This window comes from Enterococcus sp. AZ177 (assembly GCF_050544585.1).
In the GTDB taxonomy this organism is placed as follows: domain Bacteria; phylum Bacillota; class Bacilli; order Lactobacillales; family Enterococcaceae; genus Enterococcus_L; species Enterococcus_L plantarum.
Genome location: NZ_CP172944.1, coordinates 1,888,845 through 1,907,616 on the forward strand (window position 1 = coordinate 1,888,845; position 18,772 = coordinate 1,907,616).

Genomic DNA, 18,772 nt, shown 5'->3' on the forward strand with positions numbered 1-18,772 from the left:
CTTCCCTTAGTATAAAGGATGAAAATTCAAAACGATACTAAGGGAATCTACTAAGGAAAACTATTCTGAAAGGTAATCACGACAACTTAGGCCAAAATTCTTTATTCGCTTCCACTAAATCATCTAGTATTTCTTGGGCAATTCGAGCATTTGGCACAATTCTAGATAACATTAAGGCTTGCCATAATTTTTGATACGATCCTTCTGTCCAAGCCTCAACAACTAATTTTTCGACAGCCACTTGTTGCTCCATGAGTCCTTTTTGAAAACGAGGAATTTTTCCTTGAACGACCGGTTCTGGTCCGTTACTGCCTACAACACATGGAACTTCTACCATTGCTGTTTCATCAAAATTGACAACAGCTCCTTGGTTCTCTACGATCAATAACATTCTTTCGTGAGTGTTATAGGCAATTGCTCTTGCTAAATCCACAATATAAGATGCATGCTCGTCTACTTCCAATGTCGTTCCTTTCGCTGTTCCTACTTTAGTAATACGATTACATTCTCCAAAGACATGCTTTTCACGTCCAGCCATTACTTCATTTGCTCGGGTATATTCTGGATTTGCATGCGCTACTTCATCTTGAGGATAAAAATAATATTTCAGATACGTATTTGGTAGTGTTGTTGGATCAACTGCAAAGACTTCTTTTGCTTTAGCAAACGTATGCATCCAACTAGCGTCTGTATGTTGTGATTCTTCGATTTCTTCTTTCAAAGAATATCCGTAATCTCTCACATGCTCCTTAATTTTTGGCATTAAATCATTGCCTTCTTTATCTCTGATGTCTGTCCACCAACCAAAGTGATTCAACCCATAATATCGAACCACCATTTCTTTTCTAGAACTTAACCCAACAGTTTTTGCCATCCGCTCTTCAATCCCAACCGGCATATCACAAATATTGATAATTTTAGTAGTAGGACGTAACTTCCGCGTAGCTTCAGCCACGATTGCTGCTGGATTTGAGTAGTTCAACATCCACGCATCTGGAGAGTATTTTTCCATATAATCGATCAATTCTAATACACCGCCAATAGAACGCATGCCATAAGCAATCCCTCCTGGTCCACATGTTTCTTGTCCAATCACCCCATATTTCAAAGGGATTTTCTCATCTTTCTCTCGCATCGCATATAAACCGACACGAATATGCGCCATTACAAAATCAACATCACTAAATGCAGTTTTTGGATCGGTTGTTGCCAGAAAATCTATGTCTGGCGCTTGCTCTTTGATGATGATTTCGCAAGCATCAGCAATTTGTTTTTGTCTTTCTGGATTATTGTCATAAAATTTGATTTGTCGAATCGGAAATTTCTCTAAATTATCTAATAACATTAAAACGATTCCTGGGGTAAAAGTACTTCCTCCACCTGCAATTACGATTGAAAATTTTTTCATTTTTTGTCCAGCTCCTTCATGTTTAATCATTTATTTGATGTTCATTTCCTAATGCTAATAAGTTCTCAAATTGCTCTCTGACCTGTGGCACATCCAAACCGACAATGACTTGAAAAGCAGTTCCATTTCTGACCACACCATGTGCCCCGCCTTCTTTAAAGGCGCCATCAGGCAACACAATTCCTTCATCTTTCACAGTGATCCGCAAACGTGTTGCACAATTTGTTACTTTTTCGATATTATCACTACCGCCAAAAGCTTCTAAGTAGACAGCTGCTTGATCTGTGTATTGATTCGCTCCTGCAATTGCAACGTCACCTAAAATGCCAGCTTTTTTTGCTTCCTTATAATCCTTTTTACTATACAATTTAACTTCCTGATCTTCCTCTCTTCCAGGAGTCGCAAAATTAAATTTCAAAATCAAGGCTCTAAAAACGACAAAATAAATCAACGTGAAGGATAACCCGATAATCAACTGGGTAAAAATCATCCCTTTGTGATTGGCAAATAACGGAATCCAGTTTTTTGCCAATAAATCAATGAAACCACCGCCCATATCTCCTACCACACCGAAGAAGTACATCGTTGCTGCCATCGTTGCTGCTAAAACTGCATGTAAAACAAATAACGGCGGTGCCACAAATAGGAACGTAAACTCCAACGGTTCAGTAATACCTGCTAAAACAGCTGTTAATGTTACTGGAATCAAGATCGCTAATACTTTTTTTCGCTTATCAGGCTTTGCAGTAAAATAAAACGCTGCTGCTATTCCTGGTGAAGCAAAAATTTTTGAATTTCCATGTAAAGCAAAGCCTCCCTGTGGAAATAGCTGTTTAATCGGCGTTGTCGTTTGTGCATACTCATTAAGATGAGCCATCCAATATTTTGTAATACCGTTCTCAACCACCGCAGGACCATACACAAATGGTGTGTAGATGAAATGGTGTAACCCAGTAGGGATCAAGATTCTTTCTAAAAATGTATACAACCAAACACCGAACGTACCAGCACTCGCTAAGAAAGTTTGCATGGAGCCGATACCCATTTGAATTTTTGGCCATACGAGACAGATTAGAAACGCGATCGGCAACATCGCGAAAAATCCTAAAATCGCAATCAACGATGACCCTTGGAAAATACCTAAAAAATCTGGTAACTTAGTATCAAAGTAGCGATTATGCAGCCAAACTACGATTGCTGAAATAAAAATGGCACCAATAATACCTGTATCCAATGTTTTGATGCCAGCAATCAGTTTCATCCCGCTATCGCCACCAGCTTCTTGGGCAAAATCGACACCAAAGAATGGACCGAAATATTCTAGCATACTACTAATAAAGTAATTACAGGTCAGATAAATCACAAAAGCTTCCATTGCTGCTCGAGCATTGGCTTTTTTGGCAAGTCCGATTGGTAACCCAATAACAAATAATAATTCCATTTGATTGAATACTGTCCACGCACCGCTTTCTAAAACAGACCAGACACCATACCAAACCGTTCCCTCATTTGCGATATTTCCAACAATAATTGGATTTTTAAAAATAATCGCAAGCGCTACCATTATTCCCGAAAATGAAAATAATAAGACTGGGGTGAACATTGCGCCTCCAAATCGTTGCACCTTCTCCATCACTAGTGAAACACCCTCCTTCTATTCATTTGTTTTACAAGTTAGTTATACCATCGTATGAATCCGCTATCAATAGATTGAAGAGGTTCTGGGAAGCTAGTTATTTGATAGAGAAAAAGTGTCAATGTCTGGGAAATTTATCAGACAAACTATTGCCTTTTAAAAAAAGAAAAACGTTCCTCAAAAACGCCGATTGATTCCGGAATTTTTGAGGAACTTGAAAAAGCGATTCTATTTTTATTTTGTTTTGTGTTTCTTCATTTCCGGGAAACTGCCAGTACTTTTAAAAATTCGTTGTTCATCTTCATTGGCAAAGCGTCCTAAAACAGAATTGGTAGGAATAATATTCATAAAAGCATTCTCATCCACTTCATAAACGATTTGCTCCAAATCATAAAGTTCGTAACGCGTAATCACCATCATGATCATCCGTCCTTCGACACCAGAATAACCGCCCATTGATGGTAGTAACGTCATCCCACGAATCATTTGTTTTGAAATCGCTTGAGTCACAACCTCAGGCTGAACGGTTACGATCATTGCGGTAACTTTTTGGTGGCTCGTATGGATCGTGTCAACAACTTGGGTCATACAATAAATTGAAATAATCGTATATAATGCACTTTCCCAATCAAAAACAAAACCAGCTATCGCCACAATGATACCGTTCAACATAAACATATAATTACCAACTGTTTTCCCAGTCGTCTTCGATAGAACTAATGAAATAACATCCATTCCTCCAGTTGTAAACCCCATTTTAAGAGATAAACCTGCACCGATGCCAATCAGTACGCCACCTGCAATGGCATTCATCAATGGATTGGTAGTAATCACTTCGATTGGGATCAAAATAGTCGTTAATGAAACCCATGCGACATTTAGAAAACTGTAAATTGTTGATTCTTTCCCAAGCCTCATAAACCCTAAAACAAAAATCGGAATATTTAATAACAAAATAAATAGACCTGTATCTATAGTAATTCCAAGATGTGTGTACAATAAAGTTGCGATGATTTGCGCAACACCATTCATACCAGCAGAAAAAACTTTTGCTGGAATCAAAAAGAAATTCAAACTGATTCCTACTAATATCCCAGTCACAAAAATAACAGCGAACTTTTTCAACGTCTCACTTTGTTTATATGAAATAACCCATTTACTCATCCCAAAACCGCCTCCTTATATGAAAAACCTCAATCTACATTAATAGATAGGGTACTTACTTCAATAGATAAATTCCCACGAATTAGAATAACAGTTTGCCAAAAAAAAGAAAAGAAAAAACGTTAAAAATGAGGATTATTTTAGTCTCACTCACTCTCAATTCCATCGTTTCTTTTTCTAGAACAGAACTTTGTCTTAAAAAAGTATTTTAGACTTGTTTCTTCCCTATTTAATGGTACTATAAAGTAAGAAATAATGAGAGGAGATCACCCAATGGCCGCAAAAGAAGCAAGTTTCGATGTAACATCTGAAATGAATATAGAAGAAGTCAAAAACGCGATCCAAATCGCACTGAAAGAAATCAAAAATCGTTTTGACTTCAAAGGTTCGATTGCTGATATAAAATTAGAAAATAACAAGTTAATGATAGTCGCAGAAGACGACTATAAAATTGAACAAGTAAAAGATGTCTTGTTTAGTAAGCTAGTTAAACGAGCAGTTCCGATAAAAAACATCCATTTCTCAGAAAGTGAAAAAGCACTTGGTGGTTCTGCACGTCAGTATGGTGATTTAATTAGCGGGATCGATCGTGATAATGCTAAAAAAATCAATGTCGCAATCAAAAATTCTGGTATCAAAGTCAAATCACAAATTCAAGAAGATCAAATCAGAGTCACCGGGAAAAGTCGTGATGATTTACAAAAAGTGATTACATTGCTTCGAAATTTAGATTTACCTGTAGAATTACAGTTTACGAATTTCCGTTAATTGAAAAGCATAACTAGCTGAAACAATTTGTTTCTAAGCTTGTTATGCTTTTTATTTTATTCACTCAAAAAATCATCTAACGCCTGTTGATCTTTCCCGCTATTTAAGCCAACGATCAAGCGAATTCGAGCTTTTGGTCCGTTTAATCCTCTAGAAAAAATAATACCCATTTTCTTTAAATTAACACCGCCGCCTTCATAGTCGTAAATATCTTCAGCAATTCCATTCGAACAGCGAGAAACTAAAACAATAGGGATATTCCTAGCCAAGAGTCTCTCTAATGATGGTAATGTCTCTGGCGGAAGATTCCCCGCACCTAAAGCTTCTATCACAATACCGTCTGTCCGATCATTATCCACTAAATCAAATAAACTACCGTCCATTCCAGCATAGGCTTTGATCACGTATACTTCGCCCGTCACACTTTGGATATCGCAGACTTCTTGCGGGCGTACTTCACTAGCAAAAAAAGTTCGTTCTTTCGCAATCATACCAATTGGACCAAATGTCGGTGTTCGAAACGTTGCAACATTTGTAGTATGGGTTTTCGTGACATAACGAGCGGTATGAATTTCATCATTCATCACAACAAGCACACCTTTACCAAAAGATTCATCTGAACATGCTGTCCAAACTGCACTAATAAAATTGTATAAACCATCTGTCCCAATTTCGTTGCTTGAACGCATAGCGCCTGTTAAGACAACAGGAATTTCGTTTTCAAGCGTAATATCTAAAAAATAGGCTGTTTCCTCTAATGTATCTGTGCCATGCGTGATTACGACTCCATCGATATTTTCTTTGTATGCTTTTTGGATTCGCTCTTTTAATTCCAACATCCTTTCTAAGGTCATATGAGGTGAAGGAATATTAAAAATGGCTTCTACAACTAAATTTACTTTCCCTGCTACTAATTCTTCTTGATTGAGAAGCGGATTCCTATTGTTTGTCGTGACATTGCCATCTACCTCCTTTGACATCGAAATCGTGCCACCTGTATGTAATACTAGGATTGTTTTCATACTTTAGTCTCCCTATGATCATTTTATTCAGATATTTTGGTGAATTTTTGCTCAAAAAAGAGCCGATAATTAGACCTTCGGCTTTTTTTATAGTCATTATACTTAATAAAAAACAAAGAGTAAATTTTACAACTCAACTCTTTTTTAGTATACCAGTAAGAGAGCTTTTTTCCTATTATCTTCTGCTTAATTTAAATCCCAAAACTGCTGTATAAGATGCTTGGTCTGCTCATGGGAACTAGATATTTGAACCTGATTCCAATGAGGAGGAAAAAATCGTTGAACAGCAGCTGTTGAAAAACGTTGATCTAAAAGTAATACGACGCCTTTATCCTCTGTATCTCTAATAACTCTCCCTGCTGCCTGCAATACTTTATTCATTCCAGGAATTTGATACGCAAATTGAAAGCCTTGATTTTTCTGCTGATCATAATAACCTTTGACCAATTCTTGTTCATGATTGATTTGCGGCAAACCAACACCAACGATTGCCGTGCCGATCAAGCGATTGCCTTTTAAATCGATTCCTTCTGAAAAAATACCACCTAGAACACAGAAGCCAACGACTGTTTCTGTTGGTTCTAGAACAAAGTCCCCTAAAAAGGCTTCTCGTTCTGCTTCATTCATCATACTCGCTTGAATCTTTGTTTTAATGTGGGGATTTTTTTCTCGGAACTGCTCATAAATGATATCCATATAGGAATAGGACGGAAAGAAAACGAAGTAATTGCCTTGCTTTTGCTCAATCATGTTCGTCAAACTTTCGATGATTTTTTCATAGCTCTTTTCACGTTCTTTATAGGTCGTTTGGATGTACTTTTCAATCACTAATAATTGATTTTCTTTTGGGAAAGGGCTAGGAATTCGATAACGTAAACTCTCCTCTCCTCCCCCTAAAATTTCCTGATAGTAATCTAATGGGGTTAAACTTGCTGAAAATAAAATACTGGCCTTTCCTTTGTCTAACTTTTGCTGCAAGAGATAGCTTGGATCGATACAAAATTGCTTGACGAGGATATCATAATTTTGACAATTCACATATGTACAATAATGATCATCGTACCCCTCACTGATTTTCGTATAATTCAGCAACTCAAAATAAATGGACAAGATTTGATTTAGCTCGACATGCTCTTGATTTTCGGGGAGCCATTCTTTGATTTTTTCAGCTAGTCCATAAGCAGCTTTTACTAGAGAGTCAATCGGCGCATTCTGGTGTAAAAACTCTTTTCCTTCTTCATCGCAGACTTGCTTGATTTTTTCAAATTCTTTTTCAACTTTATTCAATGCTCGGATCAATTTAGTCTGCTTTTTCCCCAGTATCTGCTTCAGTGATAGTAGCTTACTTTTAGACAAAACGGCTGAATACATTTCCCTAGAACGATTAACTAAATTATGAACCTCATCTACCAAAAAGATATTTTCTTTTACTTCGGTCTGCTCATCAAAAAAGCGTCTTAAATAAACAACTGGATCAAATAAATAATTATAATCACAGATCACTAAATCACACCACAAACTGACATCTAATGACAATTCGAATGGACATAAAGTGTGCTTGCGTGCATATCTTTCAATGGTTTCACGTGTAAATTGATTTTCGTTGTTTAATAAATCCCACAACCCTTCATTCAAACGATCATAATACCCATTTGCAAAAGGGCAAGCTTCTGGTGTACAATTTTGTTCTGTTAAAAAACAGATTTTATCTTTAGCTGTTAACGTGATACTTTTTAACTGCATATCTTTTTGTTTCATTGCTTCTACAGCATCTTCCGCGACTTGACGAGTGATTGTTTTGGCCGTTAAATAGAAAGCTCTTTCTGCATGTTCTTCACCGATTGCTTTTAGGGTGGGAAATAATGTCGAAATCGTTTTACCTGTTCCAGTTGGTGCTTCGACAAATAGTTTTTGATCACTTAGTATCGTTTTATAAGCAGCAACAGCTAATTCCCTTTGACCAGTTCGATAATCGCCATAAGGAAAAGGCAATTGTTGCAAAGATCGATTCCGAATATTGCGCCAATTCGCTTTAAAAATCAGCCACTGTTCGTATTTCTGTGTTAACTCATCAAAGAATCCTTTGAGCTCTTCTTTCGTCAATGTTTGTTCTTGTCGAGTAATTTCTTCGGTTGTCGTTTGGTAATAGGTCAACTGTAACGTGATTTCAGCCAAGTCTTCTTGTTGGCAATAAATATGTCCATAGCACATCACTTGATACCAATACATATCTATTTGCTCTTGCAACAACTCCGAAAAAGCTGGTTCCGAGGTTTTGATTTCGTCAATTACAGTTCGTTTTTTATCATCAATAAAAATTCCATCTGCACGACCTTCAATTATGTATGTTTGTTCGTTTAATTCTATGTTTATAGCAAGTTTGATCTCTTTTTGATACTTCTCTCCGGCTGTTTTTTGAAGATTCCGATGGATCTTTGCTCCTTCCAGCGCTGTATGTTCACTTGTATGCCTAGCGTTGATACTCCCTCTGCGCAAAATAAATTCCACTAATCTGCGGACTGCGATTCTTTGCGTGTTCTGCATGTTCGATCCCACCTATCATGTTCTTATTATAGAACATACATTCGCAAAATAAAAGAGGAGAAAGAAACTTTTATTTTTAGAATCAAGGTGGGGAGTTCAAACATTTCTATTCTCTTTTGAAAAGCCTTACTTCCGAAAGGTGGAACTCAAGTTGAATAATCACTATTTATTTTGACATACTCATAACTTAAATCACAACCAATCACTTCAACTGTTTCCTTCCCTTGATGCAAATCAATTGTTAAATAAATATCTTCATTTTGTTTAATGTACTCAGCAATCTTGTTTATATTTTGTTTCTCTTCATTATTCTTTGAGAAAATTGGATAATGGCCATAATAGATTTCTACATTATTCTGATCAAACACTAACCCTTCTGTCTTACCAAGTGCCATTGCAATACGTCCCCAATTAGGATCATGGCCAAATAACGCGGTTTTTACTAAAGGAGAGTTGATAATCGATTTTCCAGCATTCTTGGCTTGCTCTTTATTTTCTGCATTTTTGACAGTGACAAACATCGTCTTTGTTGCGCCTTCAGCATCTTTTACTATATCTAACGCTAATTCCTTACAGATTTGATTCAAGGCACTTTGCATTTCCGTATTTTCGACTTCATGATGACCACTGGCTAAAAAGGCTACTGTGTCACTTGTACTTGTATCTGTATCGATACTGATGGTGTTAAATGATTGATCAACCGCTATTTTCAACATAGGATAAATCTCTTGTTTTGCTACTTTTGCATCTGTTAAAATATATGCCAACATCGTTGCCATATTCGGTTCTATCATGCCTGAACCTTTGACAATCCCTAAAATCGTTGCATCGCCAACCGACAAGCTACGTACCTTGATTCGTTGATCCGTAGTTAAAATCGCATGTGCGAAATCTTCATAATTTTCCTGTAAATCAATTGACTCCGCCTCTAAAAAATTCTCAATACTATCAATAGGAAGCTGTGGTCCAATTACACCTGTAGAAGAAGGTAAGATATTTTCTTTTTTGATTGTGAACTGCTTTGATAGTTTATCTAAAATTTTATATTCATTTTCTCTGCCTATTTTACCAGTCGCAACATTCGCAATACCACTTGTGACGACGACTGCTTGTAATTCAGCATTTTTCACGTGTTCTTTGCCGATGGGAATACACTCTCCACAAAATGTATTTTTTGTAAAAACGGCCGCAGCGTGACAGACGTTATCTGCTACGATCAACCCAAAATCTTTTCTTTTTTTCTTGATCCCAACATGTGTCCCATAGAACTTAAATCCCTTTGGTGTAACTTCATACTCTTTCATTAATAACACCTTCCCGTACATGATCAACTTACTTTAAAAAAATTTATTTATCCAATTTTATAAAAGTATAAAACAACAAGTGAAGATAGTCAATGTATTTTATATCACTTTTTAACTTAATAAAGTTTTTTTATGCAATTAAATAGGAATATTACGCATAAAAATGTACTAAAAAGAGTATTTACATACAAAAAAACACCCAGATTTATCTGGGTGTTTTCAAGTCAATCGACGAATTAATTATTTTTACCAAAAATACGTAAGAATGCTAAGAACAAGTTAATGAAATCAAGATATAACTGTAATGCGAAAAATACAGCAATACCTGTACCTGCTTGTCCACCAGTCTCATTGTAAACTTGACGAATTCTTTGATTGTCATACGCTGTAATTCCTGCAAAAATCAACACCATCAAAATTGAGATGAAAAATGAAACTGCGCTACTGCGTAGGAAAAAGAAATTAATCACCATTGCAATGATAATTCCGATCAACGCACTATACGCTGCGTGACCCATTGCAGATAAGTCTTTTTTTGTAAACATACCAACTAGTGACATTGCACCGAATGTTGCTGCCGCACTAACAAATGCACTCACAACTGTCGCTTGCGCATATAGTAGCAGTGTCGCAGATATTGTTACACCATTTAAAACAGAATAAACTAAAAATCCACCGACCGCTAAACTAGGATTCTTTTGTGCTCGAACTCCTAGAAATAGTACTAGCCCAATTTGGACGATCCATAAGCCAAAAAATAACGCTGTTGAATTCAACAATGTTACCAGAACCATTGGAAATACATTTAAAATCAGATAAGAAACTAAAGCACTAACGCCGATTCCCATCGCTAAAAACGCATAAATCTTCGAATAGAATTTATTCAAGCCAACATTGGCTACTGCTCCATTATTCATTTATTTCTCCTTCTTTCTCTTCTAAATCTGTTATTGTCACTTGAGGTGGCTGCACCATTACAACCGCATCAAGTACTCGATCTTCTTCCTCATTTACGACTTCAATCGAAATCGTTACAACGTCTTTCATCTTATCCACTTTGATCACTTCGAACTTGAATGTCAACGTTTCATAATGAAATACTGGCTCTACAAAATTCACCGAAAAATTGACCACATGAGATCCTGGTCCTGGTAAATGCTTGGAAATAGCACTTGTAATAATTCCCATCAGCATGATCGATGGGACGATTGGTTTGCCATATTCTGTTTTTTGGGCATAATCATGTTGGATATATAAAGGATTGGCATCGTTTGTTAAGCCCAAATAAAGAAGTAACTCTTTATCTTCAATGGATTCGGTTAAAGACAGCGAATCGCCTTCCTCAATATCTTCGATGGTTTTGCCTAATCTTCTCGGTTTTCCGATATTCAAATTAGTACACCTCCACTAATGATAAGATAATTGTACCAAAATGACGACAAAAGGCAAGTTAAAAAGAAGGGGCTTCAACAAATCCTAAAACTCTTCGTTGAAATCCCTTCTTAGCAATAGCTTTTTAAGAAAGAATTATTTTATAATACGCTTCTTGTTGTATTACTTAATAATGTTTCGTATGCTTGTTCAAATTTTTGAACATCACCGGCACCCATGAAGACCATTACAGCATCTTCATGATCTAAAAGTGGAGATACATTATCTTCTTTGATGACTTGCCCACCTTTTTGAATTTTATTTCCTAGGTCCTCAATTTTAACATCACCTTTTTGTTCTCTAGCAGAGCCAAAGATATCGCAAAGGTAAACAGCATCTGCCAAATCTAATGCTTCAGCAAACTCGTCCATCAATGCAATTGTACGTGTAAACGTGTGTGGTTGAAATACTGCAATAATTTCTTTATCTGGGTATTTTTGACGCGCCCCATCAATCGTTGCAATAATCTCAGTTGGGTGATGAGCATAATCGTCCACTATGATCATGTCAGATACTTTTTTCTCTGTAAAGCGGCGTTTAACCCCTTCAAATGTTAGCATCTCTTCTGCTACTTTTTCCATATCTAATTTTTCAAAATACGCTACAGCAATTACACCTAACGCATTCATAATATTATGTTGACCAAAGGCAGGTAAAACAAAGTGCCCAACGAAATCGTCTTTATGGTAAACATCAAAAGAAGAACCTTGTGTTGTCCGTTTAATATTTTTAGCTTGGATATCATCGTCCTCTGCTAAGCCATAATAATAGACCGGTACATCTGTTTTTAGCATGCGTAAGTACTTATCATCACCATAAGCAAAAATTCCTTTTTTGACTTGATCTGCCATTGTTTGAAATGCAGAAAATACATCTTCTATACTCTTAAAATAATCAGGATGGTCAAAATCGATATTCGTCATGATTGCATAATCCGGAGAATACGCTAAGAAATGACGGCGGTACTCACAAGCTTCAAAAGCGAAAAATTCAGCATTAGGGTCACCATGACCTGTCCCATCACCGATCAAATAACTTGTTGGCGCGATCCCTGTCAAAATATGAGAAAGTAAACCTGTTGTGCTTGTTTTCCCATGTGAACCTGTTACAGCAACACTTGTGTACGGTTGGATAAAACGTCCTATAAAATCATGATAACGAATGATTTCCGCACCTAATTCTTTGGCACGAACCAACTCTTCATGTGTATCTGGAAATGCATTTCCAGCAATAACGATCATATCTTTTGCAATATTGTCCGCATTGAATGGTAAAATTGTAATACCAACTTTTTCTAAATCACGTTGAGTGAAAAAATATTCATCCACATCAGAACCTTGTACTTGGTATCCTTTTTCAAATAACACAAGCGCCAACGAACTCATTCCTGATCCTTTGATCCCGACAAAATGATGTAATTTATTCTCTTGATTGCTCATTTTAATCCTCTTCTCTTATTCTCTATATAAAACGTCTTTTTTAGGTCTTTTTCAATCATACGGAACCCATTATCATACAAAATTGTGAAATAATCAACCAAAAAAAACTGTCCCTCTTCTTACAAGAGTTAAAGAGACTCCCTTGTATTGATAGTTGCGTATCTCTATATTAGTGTGTTCGTCTTGATTTGCAGTAAAAAGCTGAGACAAAACCAAATAGAGTTTTGTCTCAGATCATGCTTACTTAAAATACTTGCTATTTTCTAGTTCCATACTTGAATCTTCAATTATACCGCTTAACGACTTATCTAATATTCCACGTTTTTTGTCCTGTTCAGCTTCCGCTACTTTTTGTCCATAGGCCGTTTGGCTTTTGGCATTTTCTTTAGCTGTTTTTAATTCTTTTCGAGAGCGTGGTAAAGAATGACTAATATCTTCTTCTTTGCCAAATCGTTCCATGTCAGGTTTGATTTGTTGGTATTGGCGTCTTGTTACCGGAATTTCTGGTGAACCTTTAGGAATATTGAATTTTTGAACGGTCGGATCTTCGTTCCCTTTCACTTGAAAAGCTGCTGGTTCATCGTCAAAAAGCAAATAAGAATTTTGATCTTTTTTCATTGCTTCGGTTAAGTCCTGCTCTGTCAAAGTGGGGGTTTTCTCCTCTGGAATAACAGATGCTGGAATATATTTCGGTACAAAATACGATCGGGTATCATAGGTAAAATCTTTTGAAAACGCGGCTTTATTTTTGTTAGAAGTTTGCTGTGAACCGAAACCATATGAACTTCTTTTTGGCATATTACCAAATAAATTATTTTTTTGTTTTGGTGATGTTGGTTTATTGTGTGCCATCATGTAATTAGGCAGATTAGATTTGTGACGTGCTAATTCTGCTAGTTGTTCTTCACTATGAGACACATGTTGATTATTTGTTTGAGTTGGTTGTTTTTGCAGTACTGGCTGAACGGTTATTGGATCTATTACCGGCGCACTTGGCTGTCTTTGTGCTTGATTGGTTGTCTGTGTCACCGCTTTAGTAAGCATCGGCTCATCTTGAAATAATGTTCTTTTATTTTCAGAAACTAATTTCACACCTGATTCATCATCAAAGGCTGGAAAGCGAAAATGTTTTCGTTTAATTTGAGTTGGGTTTCCCATTCGAGTCATTCCTTTATTGTACTTTGTGTCAATTCTACCATAAAACAATAGAATTCTAAACATATTACCTTACTTTTTCTTTTTTCTTGTTGCAATTTAACTGAAAATTTCAATTTCAACAAAAATGGCTCTATAATATATTGTGTTGGTGGAAATCAAAAAAGATTTTCTACCAGCACTTTTTTGAGCATTTAAATACAAAAAAGGAACAACTAACTGATAAAATGAAATCGACAAAAACCACAAATCATCAGAAAGGTTGTTCCCTATGGATAAGAATACCAGATTATTGCTCGGACTTACAGACAAAAACCTCCGGTTTGAAGAAAATTGGTTGGAACAAAGACCAGTAAAAGGAGTGCAAGCTCAAGTGATTAAAGCCAAGCTGACCTATTCACCTACTCATTGCGAGAAATGTGGGCGCCTCAATCATGGACAAATCATCAAAAATGGCAGTCATACAACAACAGCTCAATTGCCTGTTTTTAATGAGCGCTTCACTCTATTAGAACTAAAACGGACACGTTTTCTTTGTCATGAATGTGGTGCTACTTTCCACGCTCATACAGAGCTGATTGAAGAACATCATCACTTATCTAAACAGCTTCAATACCAAATTATGCTTGACTTGAAAAAGAATGTTTCAAGAAAAATGATTGCTCAAAAACACTTTGTTTCAGACATAACAGTCCTTAGAATGATGGAGAGACTATCAAAAAATTATCGAACAAACTGGAACTTCCTCCCTAAAATTCTATGTATCGATGAATTTAAATCCATGAAATCTTGCCAAGGAAGTATGAGCTTTATTTGTGTGGATGGAGAACGGAATCAGTTGTTAGAAGTGCTGGAAGATAGACGACTATACAAATTGACCGCTCATTTCATGCGCTTTACACGTGAAGCTCGGCTACATGTAGCGTATCTCGTAACCGATATGAACGCTAGTTACCATCAACTTCTTCGAACGGTTTTTCCGAATGCTCAATTAGTGACGGATCGCTTTCATATCGTCCAACAAATGAATCGTACGTTGAACCAACTGCGAATTCAAACGATGAACCGTTTGAAAAGTTCTGAACCAAAACAATACCGTCGTTTAAAACGCTATTGGAAGCTACTATTGAAAGATTCCGATAAATTAGATATAAACTGTCGAGCTTATCAGCCCTTATTTAAACGGCCATTAAGTCAACAAGATATTGTCGATGAACTGTTGCACTATGATGATGTCCTACGAACAGGCTATGATACGGTTCAATATTTAAAATATGCTTTTTCTCATCGAGAACATACGCTCTTTTTTGAGTATCTTCAACAGCTAGATAATCAGCTACCACACTGGTTCAAAAAGAAATTACTCTTCTTTAACAAATATAAAGAAGGCATTAAGAATTCGTTTCGCTTCCCTTATTCTAATGGTATTACTGAAGGCTTAAACAATAAACTTAAGGTAATCAAACGGGTAGCCTATGGCTATCGAAACTTTTATCATTTTCGTTCACGTATTTATATTATTCAAGGTCTTATTTTTTCACAACAATAAAAAAGCCTGATAAGAATGTTCTATCCTTACCAGACTTTGATTTCTATTCAGTTTTTTGTTCACCAACACAATTTGACGTAGAACCACAAAAATTAGTCATTGAAACTTGGTTTCAATGACTAATTTTTTTATATTGCTATGGGTAAATACGGTTTAACAAGCGTGGGAACGGGCTTGCTTCACGAACATGCTCAATTCCAGCTAACCATGTAACCGTACGTTCTAATCCTAGGCCGAAACCTGAATGTGGAACCGAACCGTAACGACGTAAATCTAAATACCAAGAATATTCTTTTTCATCTAGATTATGGTTACGAATTTGTTCTAACAAATAATCATGATCGATTGCTCTCTCAGAACCCCCAATGATTTCTCCATACCCTTCTGGTGCAATCATATCTGCACAAATTACAACATCATCGCGAGTAGGATGTGGTTTCATGTAGAAAGCTTTGATTGCTTTTGGATAGTTTAAAATGAAGACTGGTCGATCAAATGAGTTGGCAATAAACGTTTCATGCGGCGAGCCAAAATCATCGCCCCATTCAATATCATCAAACCCATTTTTCTTTAATAATTCCACTGCTTCATCATATGAAATACGTGGGAAAGGTAATTGTGTATATTTTTTCAAGACTTCTCTATCACGTTCTAAAACATCTAAGGCATGATCACAATTGTCTAGCACGCTTTGAACAAGAAATGCGACGTATTGTTCTTGTACTTCTAAACTTTCTTCTTGATGCATAAACGCCATTTCAGGCTCGATCATCCAAAATTCAATCAAATGACGACGCGTTTTTGATTTTTCAGCTCTAAATGTTGGTCCAAATGAGAATACTTTCCCGAAAGCTAATGCTGCGGCTTCCATATACAATTGTCCACTTTGAGATAGATAAGCTTTTTGATCAAAATAGTTTGTTTCAAATAAATCAGTCGTCCCTTCTGCTGTACTTGCAGTTAGGATTGGTGGGTCGATTTTAACAAAGTTATGATTATTGAAAAATTCATATGTTGCGCGAATGATTTCGTTACGGATTTGCATGATTGCATGCTGACGAGATGAACGCAACCATAAATGACGGTGATCCATCAAAAAGTCTGTTCCATGCTCTTTGGGTGTGATCGGATAATCATGACTTTCACCAATGACTTCGATTCCTGTTACTCCGATCTCGTAGCCAAATTTTGAACGGCTATCTTCTCTGATTTCACCAGTGATCCAAACAGAGGTTTCTTGCGTTAGACTTTTCGCTAACTGGAAGACTTCTTCTGAAACTTCACTTTTCACTACAATGCCTTGAAAATAAGCTGTCCCATCACGTAATTGTAGAAACGCAATTTTCCCGCTTGAACGTTTATTTGCAATCCAAGCCCCTATCTTTACTGTTTCCCCTACATGATTTTTTGAATCAATAATTTGAATTTGTTCCACAATCGTCTCTCCATTCATTTATTCTTTTACCTATCCCGAATTAAGTAGTTTAGTTTGTTGCTTTTTTCTCGATAAAGGCTTTGATACGTTTAACGGCTTCTTTTAATGTATCTAAATCGGTTGCATAACTAATCCGAACGTTTTCAGGTGCGCCAAATCCTGCACCTGTAACTAATGCAACTTGCGCTTCAGCCAATAAATCATCTACCCATTGCGTGACATCTGTATAGCCGCACATTGTTAGGGTATCTTTGATATTTGGAAACAAGTAAAATGCACCATTCGGTTTTTCGATTTTAAACCCAGGTAACGCTGCAAACAACGGATAAATCTCATTTAGACGTGCTTCAAATGCTTGTCTCATGATTTCAACTGTATCTTGTTCACCGATCAATGCTTCAATCGCAGCGTATTGACTGACAGCCGTCGGATTACTGGTTGATTGTGATGCGATATCATTCATTGCTGAGATGATCGTTTCATCACCGACAGCATAACCGATACGCCAACCTGTCATCGCATAACTTTTAGAAACGCCATTGATAATGATTGTTTGTTTTTGGATTGCTTCGGATAATGTTGCTATTGGTGTGAAAGTGGCTCCGTTATAAACGAGTCTACCATAGATATCATCTGATACAATCAAAATATCATTTTGGACAGCCCACTCACCTATTTTACGTAATTCTGCTTCAGAATAAATCATTCCCGTTGGATTAGAAGGGGAATTTAAAATCAATAATTTCGTTTTATCTGTTCTAGCTTCTTCTAATTGTTCCACCGTTACTTTGAATTCTTTTTCCTGATTGCATGAGATAAAAACAGGTACTCCTTCAGCTAATTTTACTTGCTCACCGTAGCTTACCCAATATGGCACTGGAATGATGACTTCATCATTTGGGTTCAATACCGCTTGAAAAAGAAGATACAATGCAAATTTTGCACCATCTGTTACGATTACATTTTTGACTTGATAACTCAAGTTATAGTAAGTTTCAATATGTTCGACAACAGCTTCTCGCAATTCTTTGATCCCAGCAGAAGGTGTATAGTAACTGGCTTTTCCGCTTTCGATGGCTTGAATCGCTGCTTGTTGAATGTTTTTTGGTGTGCTAAAATCCGGCTCACCTACGGTTAAACTTAGAACATCTTTTCCTTCTGCTTTTAATGCGTTGGCTTTGGCAGCAGCTGCTAACGTAACAGAGGGTTCTAATTTTTGTGCGCGTTTTGATATGTCCATATGATTGCTCCCTTCATTTTCTAGAGCACGGTAGGGATTCTATTCTAACAATCGAGCTCATTTCCTACCGCTGTCTATCTTGATTCATCAGCTAATTCTTTAAGTTTATTTGATTTTAGCTAACGCTCTTCATTAAAACGTCTCGTCAGACATTTTTGATGATCATAATTTCTTCAGCTTTATCAAATGTTAATAGATAATAACTTAATGATCCGTCATCGTTTTTTGCAACGACTTCCCACGTTGGTTTATCCTTATACAGACCTAAGCTGACTTTTTGGATGTTATTCTCTTTGTAATCAGTTTCAACGATTTGGCGGATGTGGTCTTCGTCAACACCATCTTTCTGATTTAAAACAGTCACTTTGTCCCCCGATTTCGGGATGATCACAGCTAATTCTTCCCCTTTATTATCTTTACCTGTCACACTAAAGTACGTATCTTTTCGGGTAAACCAATAAAAGTGATCCACTGTCTCCAAGTTTGCATATTCTTTAGCAATTTCTGTCGCTTCTTTTTTCGCTTGTGTTCTTGGCTGTGTTGAGCGAATGTAGAAAATAGTGATTAGGACAATAATCATTAATAAAACCGCAATTACACCAACTAAAATCTTGGTTTTTCTCGCTTCTCTGAGTTCTTCTTGTTCTTGCACTCTTCTCGCCCTTTCCAAACTTACT

General features: G+C 36.6%; 15 protein-coding genes. 2 read left to right on the plus strand and 13 right to left on the minus strand.

Going from position 1 to position 18,772, the window contains the following annotated elements; genetic code table 11:
• Positions 1-76: 76 nt before the first annotated feature.
• The 3 genes from IGJ34_RS09205 to IGJ34_RS09215 all read right to left on the minus strand — a co-directional run bounded on the left by IGJ34_RS09205 (position 77) and on the right by IGJ34_RS09215 (position 4,208).
• A complete protein-coding gene (locus IGJ34_RS09205; protein ID WP_430597271.1) occupies positions 77-1,408 on the minus strand; it encodes a 6-phospho-alpha-glucosidase in 1,332 nt (443 codons plus the stop codon).
• A gap of 22 nt (positions 1,409-1,430) precedes the next feature.
• Complete coding sequence (locus IGJ34_RS09210; RefSeq protein WP_206849585.1) at positions 1,431-3,044, minus strand: alpha-glucoside-specific PTS transporter subunit IIBC; 1,614 nt, start codon at positions 3,042-3,044, stop codon at positions 1,431-1,433.
• 234 nt (positions 3,045-3,278) lie between these two features.
• The gene (locus tag IGJ34_RS09215; protein WP_206849587.1) at positions 3,279-4,208 is read right to left on the minus strand and encodes a YitT family protein; all 930 of its coding nucleotides are present in this window, start codon (positions 4,206-4,208) and stop codon (positions 3,279-3,281) included.
• 273 nt (positions 4,209-4,481) lie between these two features.
• On the opposite strand from IGJ34_RS09215, the gene IGJ34_RS09220 reads away from it, so the two are divergent.
• Positions 4,482-4,976: a YajQ family cyclic di-GMP-binding protein gene (locus tag IGJ34_RS09220; RefSeq protein WP_111247502.1), complete on the plus strand. Its 495-nt coding sequence runs from the start codon at positions 4,482-4,484 to the stop codon at positions 4,974-4,976.
• Between the two features lie 56 nt (positions 4,977-5,032).
• Here IGJ34_RS09220 and IGJ34_RS09225 read toward each other — a convergent pair whose 3' ends face one another.
• The 7 genes from IGJ34_RS09225 to IGJ34_RS09255 all read right to left on the minus strand — a co-directional run bounded on the left by IGJ34_RS09225 (position 5,033) and on the right by IGJ34_RS09255 (position 13,883).
• A complete protein-coding gene (locus IGJ34_RS09225) occupies positions 5,033-5,998 on the minus strand; it encodes an asparaginase (RefSeq protein ID WP_430597272.1) in 966 nt (321 codons plus the stop codon).
• Between the two features lie 186 nt (positions 5,999-6,184).
• Entirely contained in the window at positions 6,185-8,542 is a 2,358-nt protein-coding gene (locus IGJ34_RS09230) for an ATP-dependent DNA helicase (RefSeq protein ID WP_430597273.1), read from the minus strand.
• A gap of 146 nt (positions 8,543-8,688) precedes the next feature.
• The gene (gene argJ, locus IGJ34_RS09235) at positions 8,689-9,846 is read right to left on the minus strand and encodes a bifunctional glutamate N-acetyltransferase/amino-acid acetyltransferase ArgJ (RefSeq protein WP_206835244.1); all 1,158 of its coding nucleotides are present in this window, start codon (positions 9,844-9,846) and stop codon (positions 8,689-8,691) included.
• 236 nt (positions 9,847-10,082) lie between these two features.
• Positions 10,083-10,763 (minus strand): Bax inhibitor-1/YccA family protein, encoded by a 681-nt coding sequence (locus IGJ34_RS09240; protein WP_111247506.1) that lies wholly within the window; start codon positions 10,761-10,763, stop codon positions 10,083-10,085.
• A complete protein-coding gene (locus tag IGJ34_RS09245) occupies positions 10,756-11,238 on the minus strand; it encodes a MaoC family dehydratase (RefSeq protein WP_111247507.1) in 483 nt (160 codons plus the stop codon). The genes IGJ34_RS09240 and IGJ34_RS09245 overlap by 8 nt, the downstream gene beginning before the upstream one ends.
• A 140-nt stretch (positions 11,239-11,378) precedes the next feature.
• Positions 11,379-12,716, minus strand: coding sequence for a UDP-N-acetylmuramate--L-alanine ligase (gene murC / locus IGJ34_RS09250; RefSeq protein ID WP_206849593.1), 1,338 nt, complete (start codon positions 12,714-12,716; stop codon positions 11,379-11,381).
• A gap of 240 nt (positions 12,717-12,956) precedes the next feature.
• Positions 12,957-13,883 carry a hypothetical protein gene (locus IGJ34_RS09255; RefSeq protein ID WP_167351513.1) on the minus strand — a complete coding sequence of 309 codons (927 nt, stop codon included), beginning with the start codon at positions 13,881-13,883 and terminating at the stop codon, positions 12,957-12,959.
• Between the two features lie 259 nt (positions 13,884-14,142).
• Here IGJ34_RS09255 and IGJ34_RS09260 point away from each other — a divergent pair, with 259 nt between their 5' ends.
• Positions 14,143-15,420 (plus strand): ISL3 family transposase, encoded by a 1,278-nt coding sequence (locus tag IGJ34_RS09260; protein WP_430597274.1) that lies wholly within the window; start codon positions 14,143-14,145, stop codon positions 15,418-15,420.
• A gap of 136 nt (positions 15,421-15,556) precedes the next feature.
• Here IGJ34_RS09260 and asnS read toward each other — a convergent pair whose 3' ends face one another.
• The 3 genes from asnS to IGJ34_RS09275 all read right to left on the minus strand — a co-directional run bounded on the left by asnS (position 15,557) and on the right by IGJ34_RS09275 (position 18,747).
• Complete coding sequence (gene asnS, locus IGJ34_RS09265) at positions 15,557-16,855, minus strand: asparagine--tRNA ligase (RefSeq protein WP_069654231.1); 1,299 nt, start codon at positions 16,853-16,855, stop codon at positions 15,557-15,559.
• Between the two features lie 49 nt (positions 16,856-16,904).
• Positions 16,905-18,095 (minus strand): pyridoxal phosphate-dependent aminotransferase, encoded by a 1,191-nt coding sequence (locus tag IGJ34_RS09270; RefSeq protein WP_430597275.1) that lies wholly within the window; start codon positions 18,093-18,095, stop codon positions 16,905-16,907.
• 145 nt (positions 18,096-18,240) lie between these two features.
• Complete coding sequence (locus IGJ34_RS09275) at positions 18,241-18,747, minus strand: DUF5590 domain-containing protein (protein ID WP_069654233.1); 507 nt, start codon at positions 18,745-18,747, stop codon at positions 18,241-18,243.
• Positions 18,748-18,772: the final 25 nt, after the last annotated feature.

Coding starts and splice junctions, on each gene's coding strand:
- IGJ34_RS09205 (WP_430597271.1), bottom strand. CDS start 1,408: ATGAAAAAATTTTCAATCGTAATTGCAGGTGGAGGAAGTACTTTTACC.
- IGJ34_RS09215 (WP_206849587.1), bottom strand. CDS start 4,208: ATGAGTAAATGGGTTATTTCATATAAACAAAGTGAGACGTTGAAAAAG.
- IGJ34_RS09220 (WP_111247502.1), top strand. CDS start 4,482: ATGGCCGCAAAAGAAGCAAGTTTCGATGTAACATCTGAAATGAATATA.
- IGJ34_RS09225 (WP_430597272.1), bottom strand. CDS start 5,998: ATGAAAACAATCCTAGTATTACATACAGGTGGCACGATTTCGATGTCA.
- IGJ34_RS09230 (WP_430597273.1), bottom strand. CDS start 8,542: ATGCAGAACACGCAAAGAATCGCAGTCCGCAGATTAGTGGAATTTATT.
- argJ (WP_206835244.1), bottom strand. CDS start 9,846: ATGAAAGAGTATGAAGTTACACCAAAGGGATTTAAGTTCTATGGGACA.
- IGJ34_RS09240 (WP_111247506.1), bottom strand. CDS start 10,763: ATGAATAATGGAGCAGTAGCCAATGTTGGCTTGAATAAATTCTATTCG.
- murC (WP_206849593.1), bottom strand. CDS start 12,716: ATGAGCAATCAAGAGAATAAATTACATCATTTTGTCGGGATCAAAGGA.
- IGJ34_RS09255 (WP_167351513.1), bottom strand. CDS start 13,883: ATGACTCGAATGGGAAACCCAACTCAAATTAAACGAAAACATTTTCGC.
- IGJ34_RS09260 (WP_430597274.1), top strand. CDS start 14,143: ATGGATAAGAATACCAGATTATTGCTCGGACTTACAGACAAAAACCTC.
- IGJ34_RS09270 (WP_430597275.1), bottom strand. CDS start 18,095: ATGGACATATCAAAACGCGCACAAAAATTAGAACCCTCTGTTACGTTA.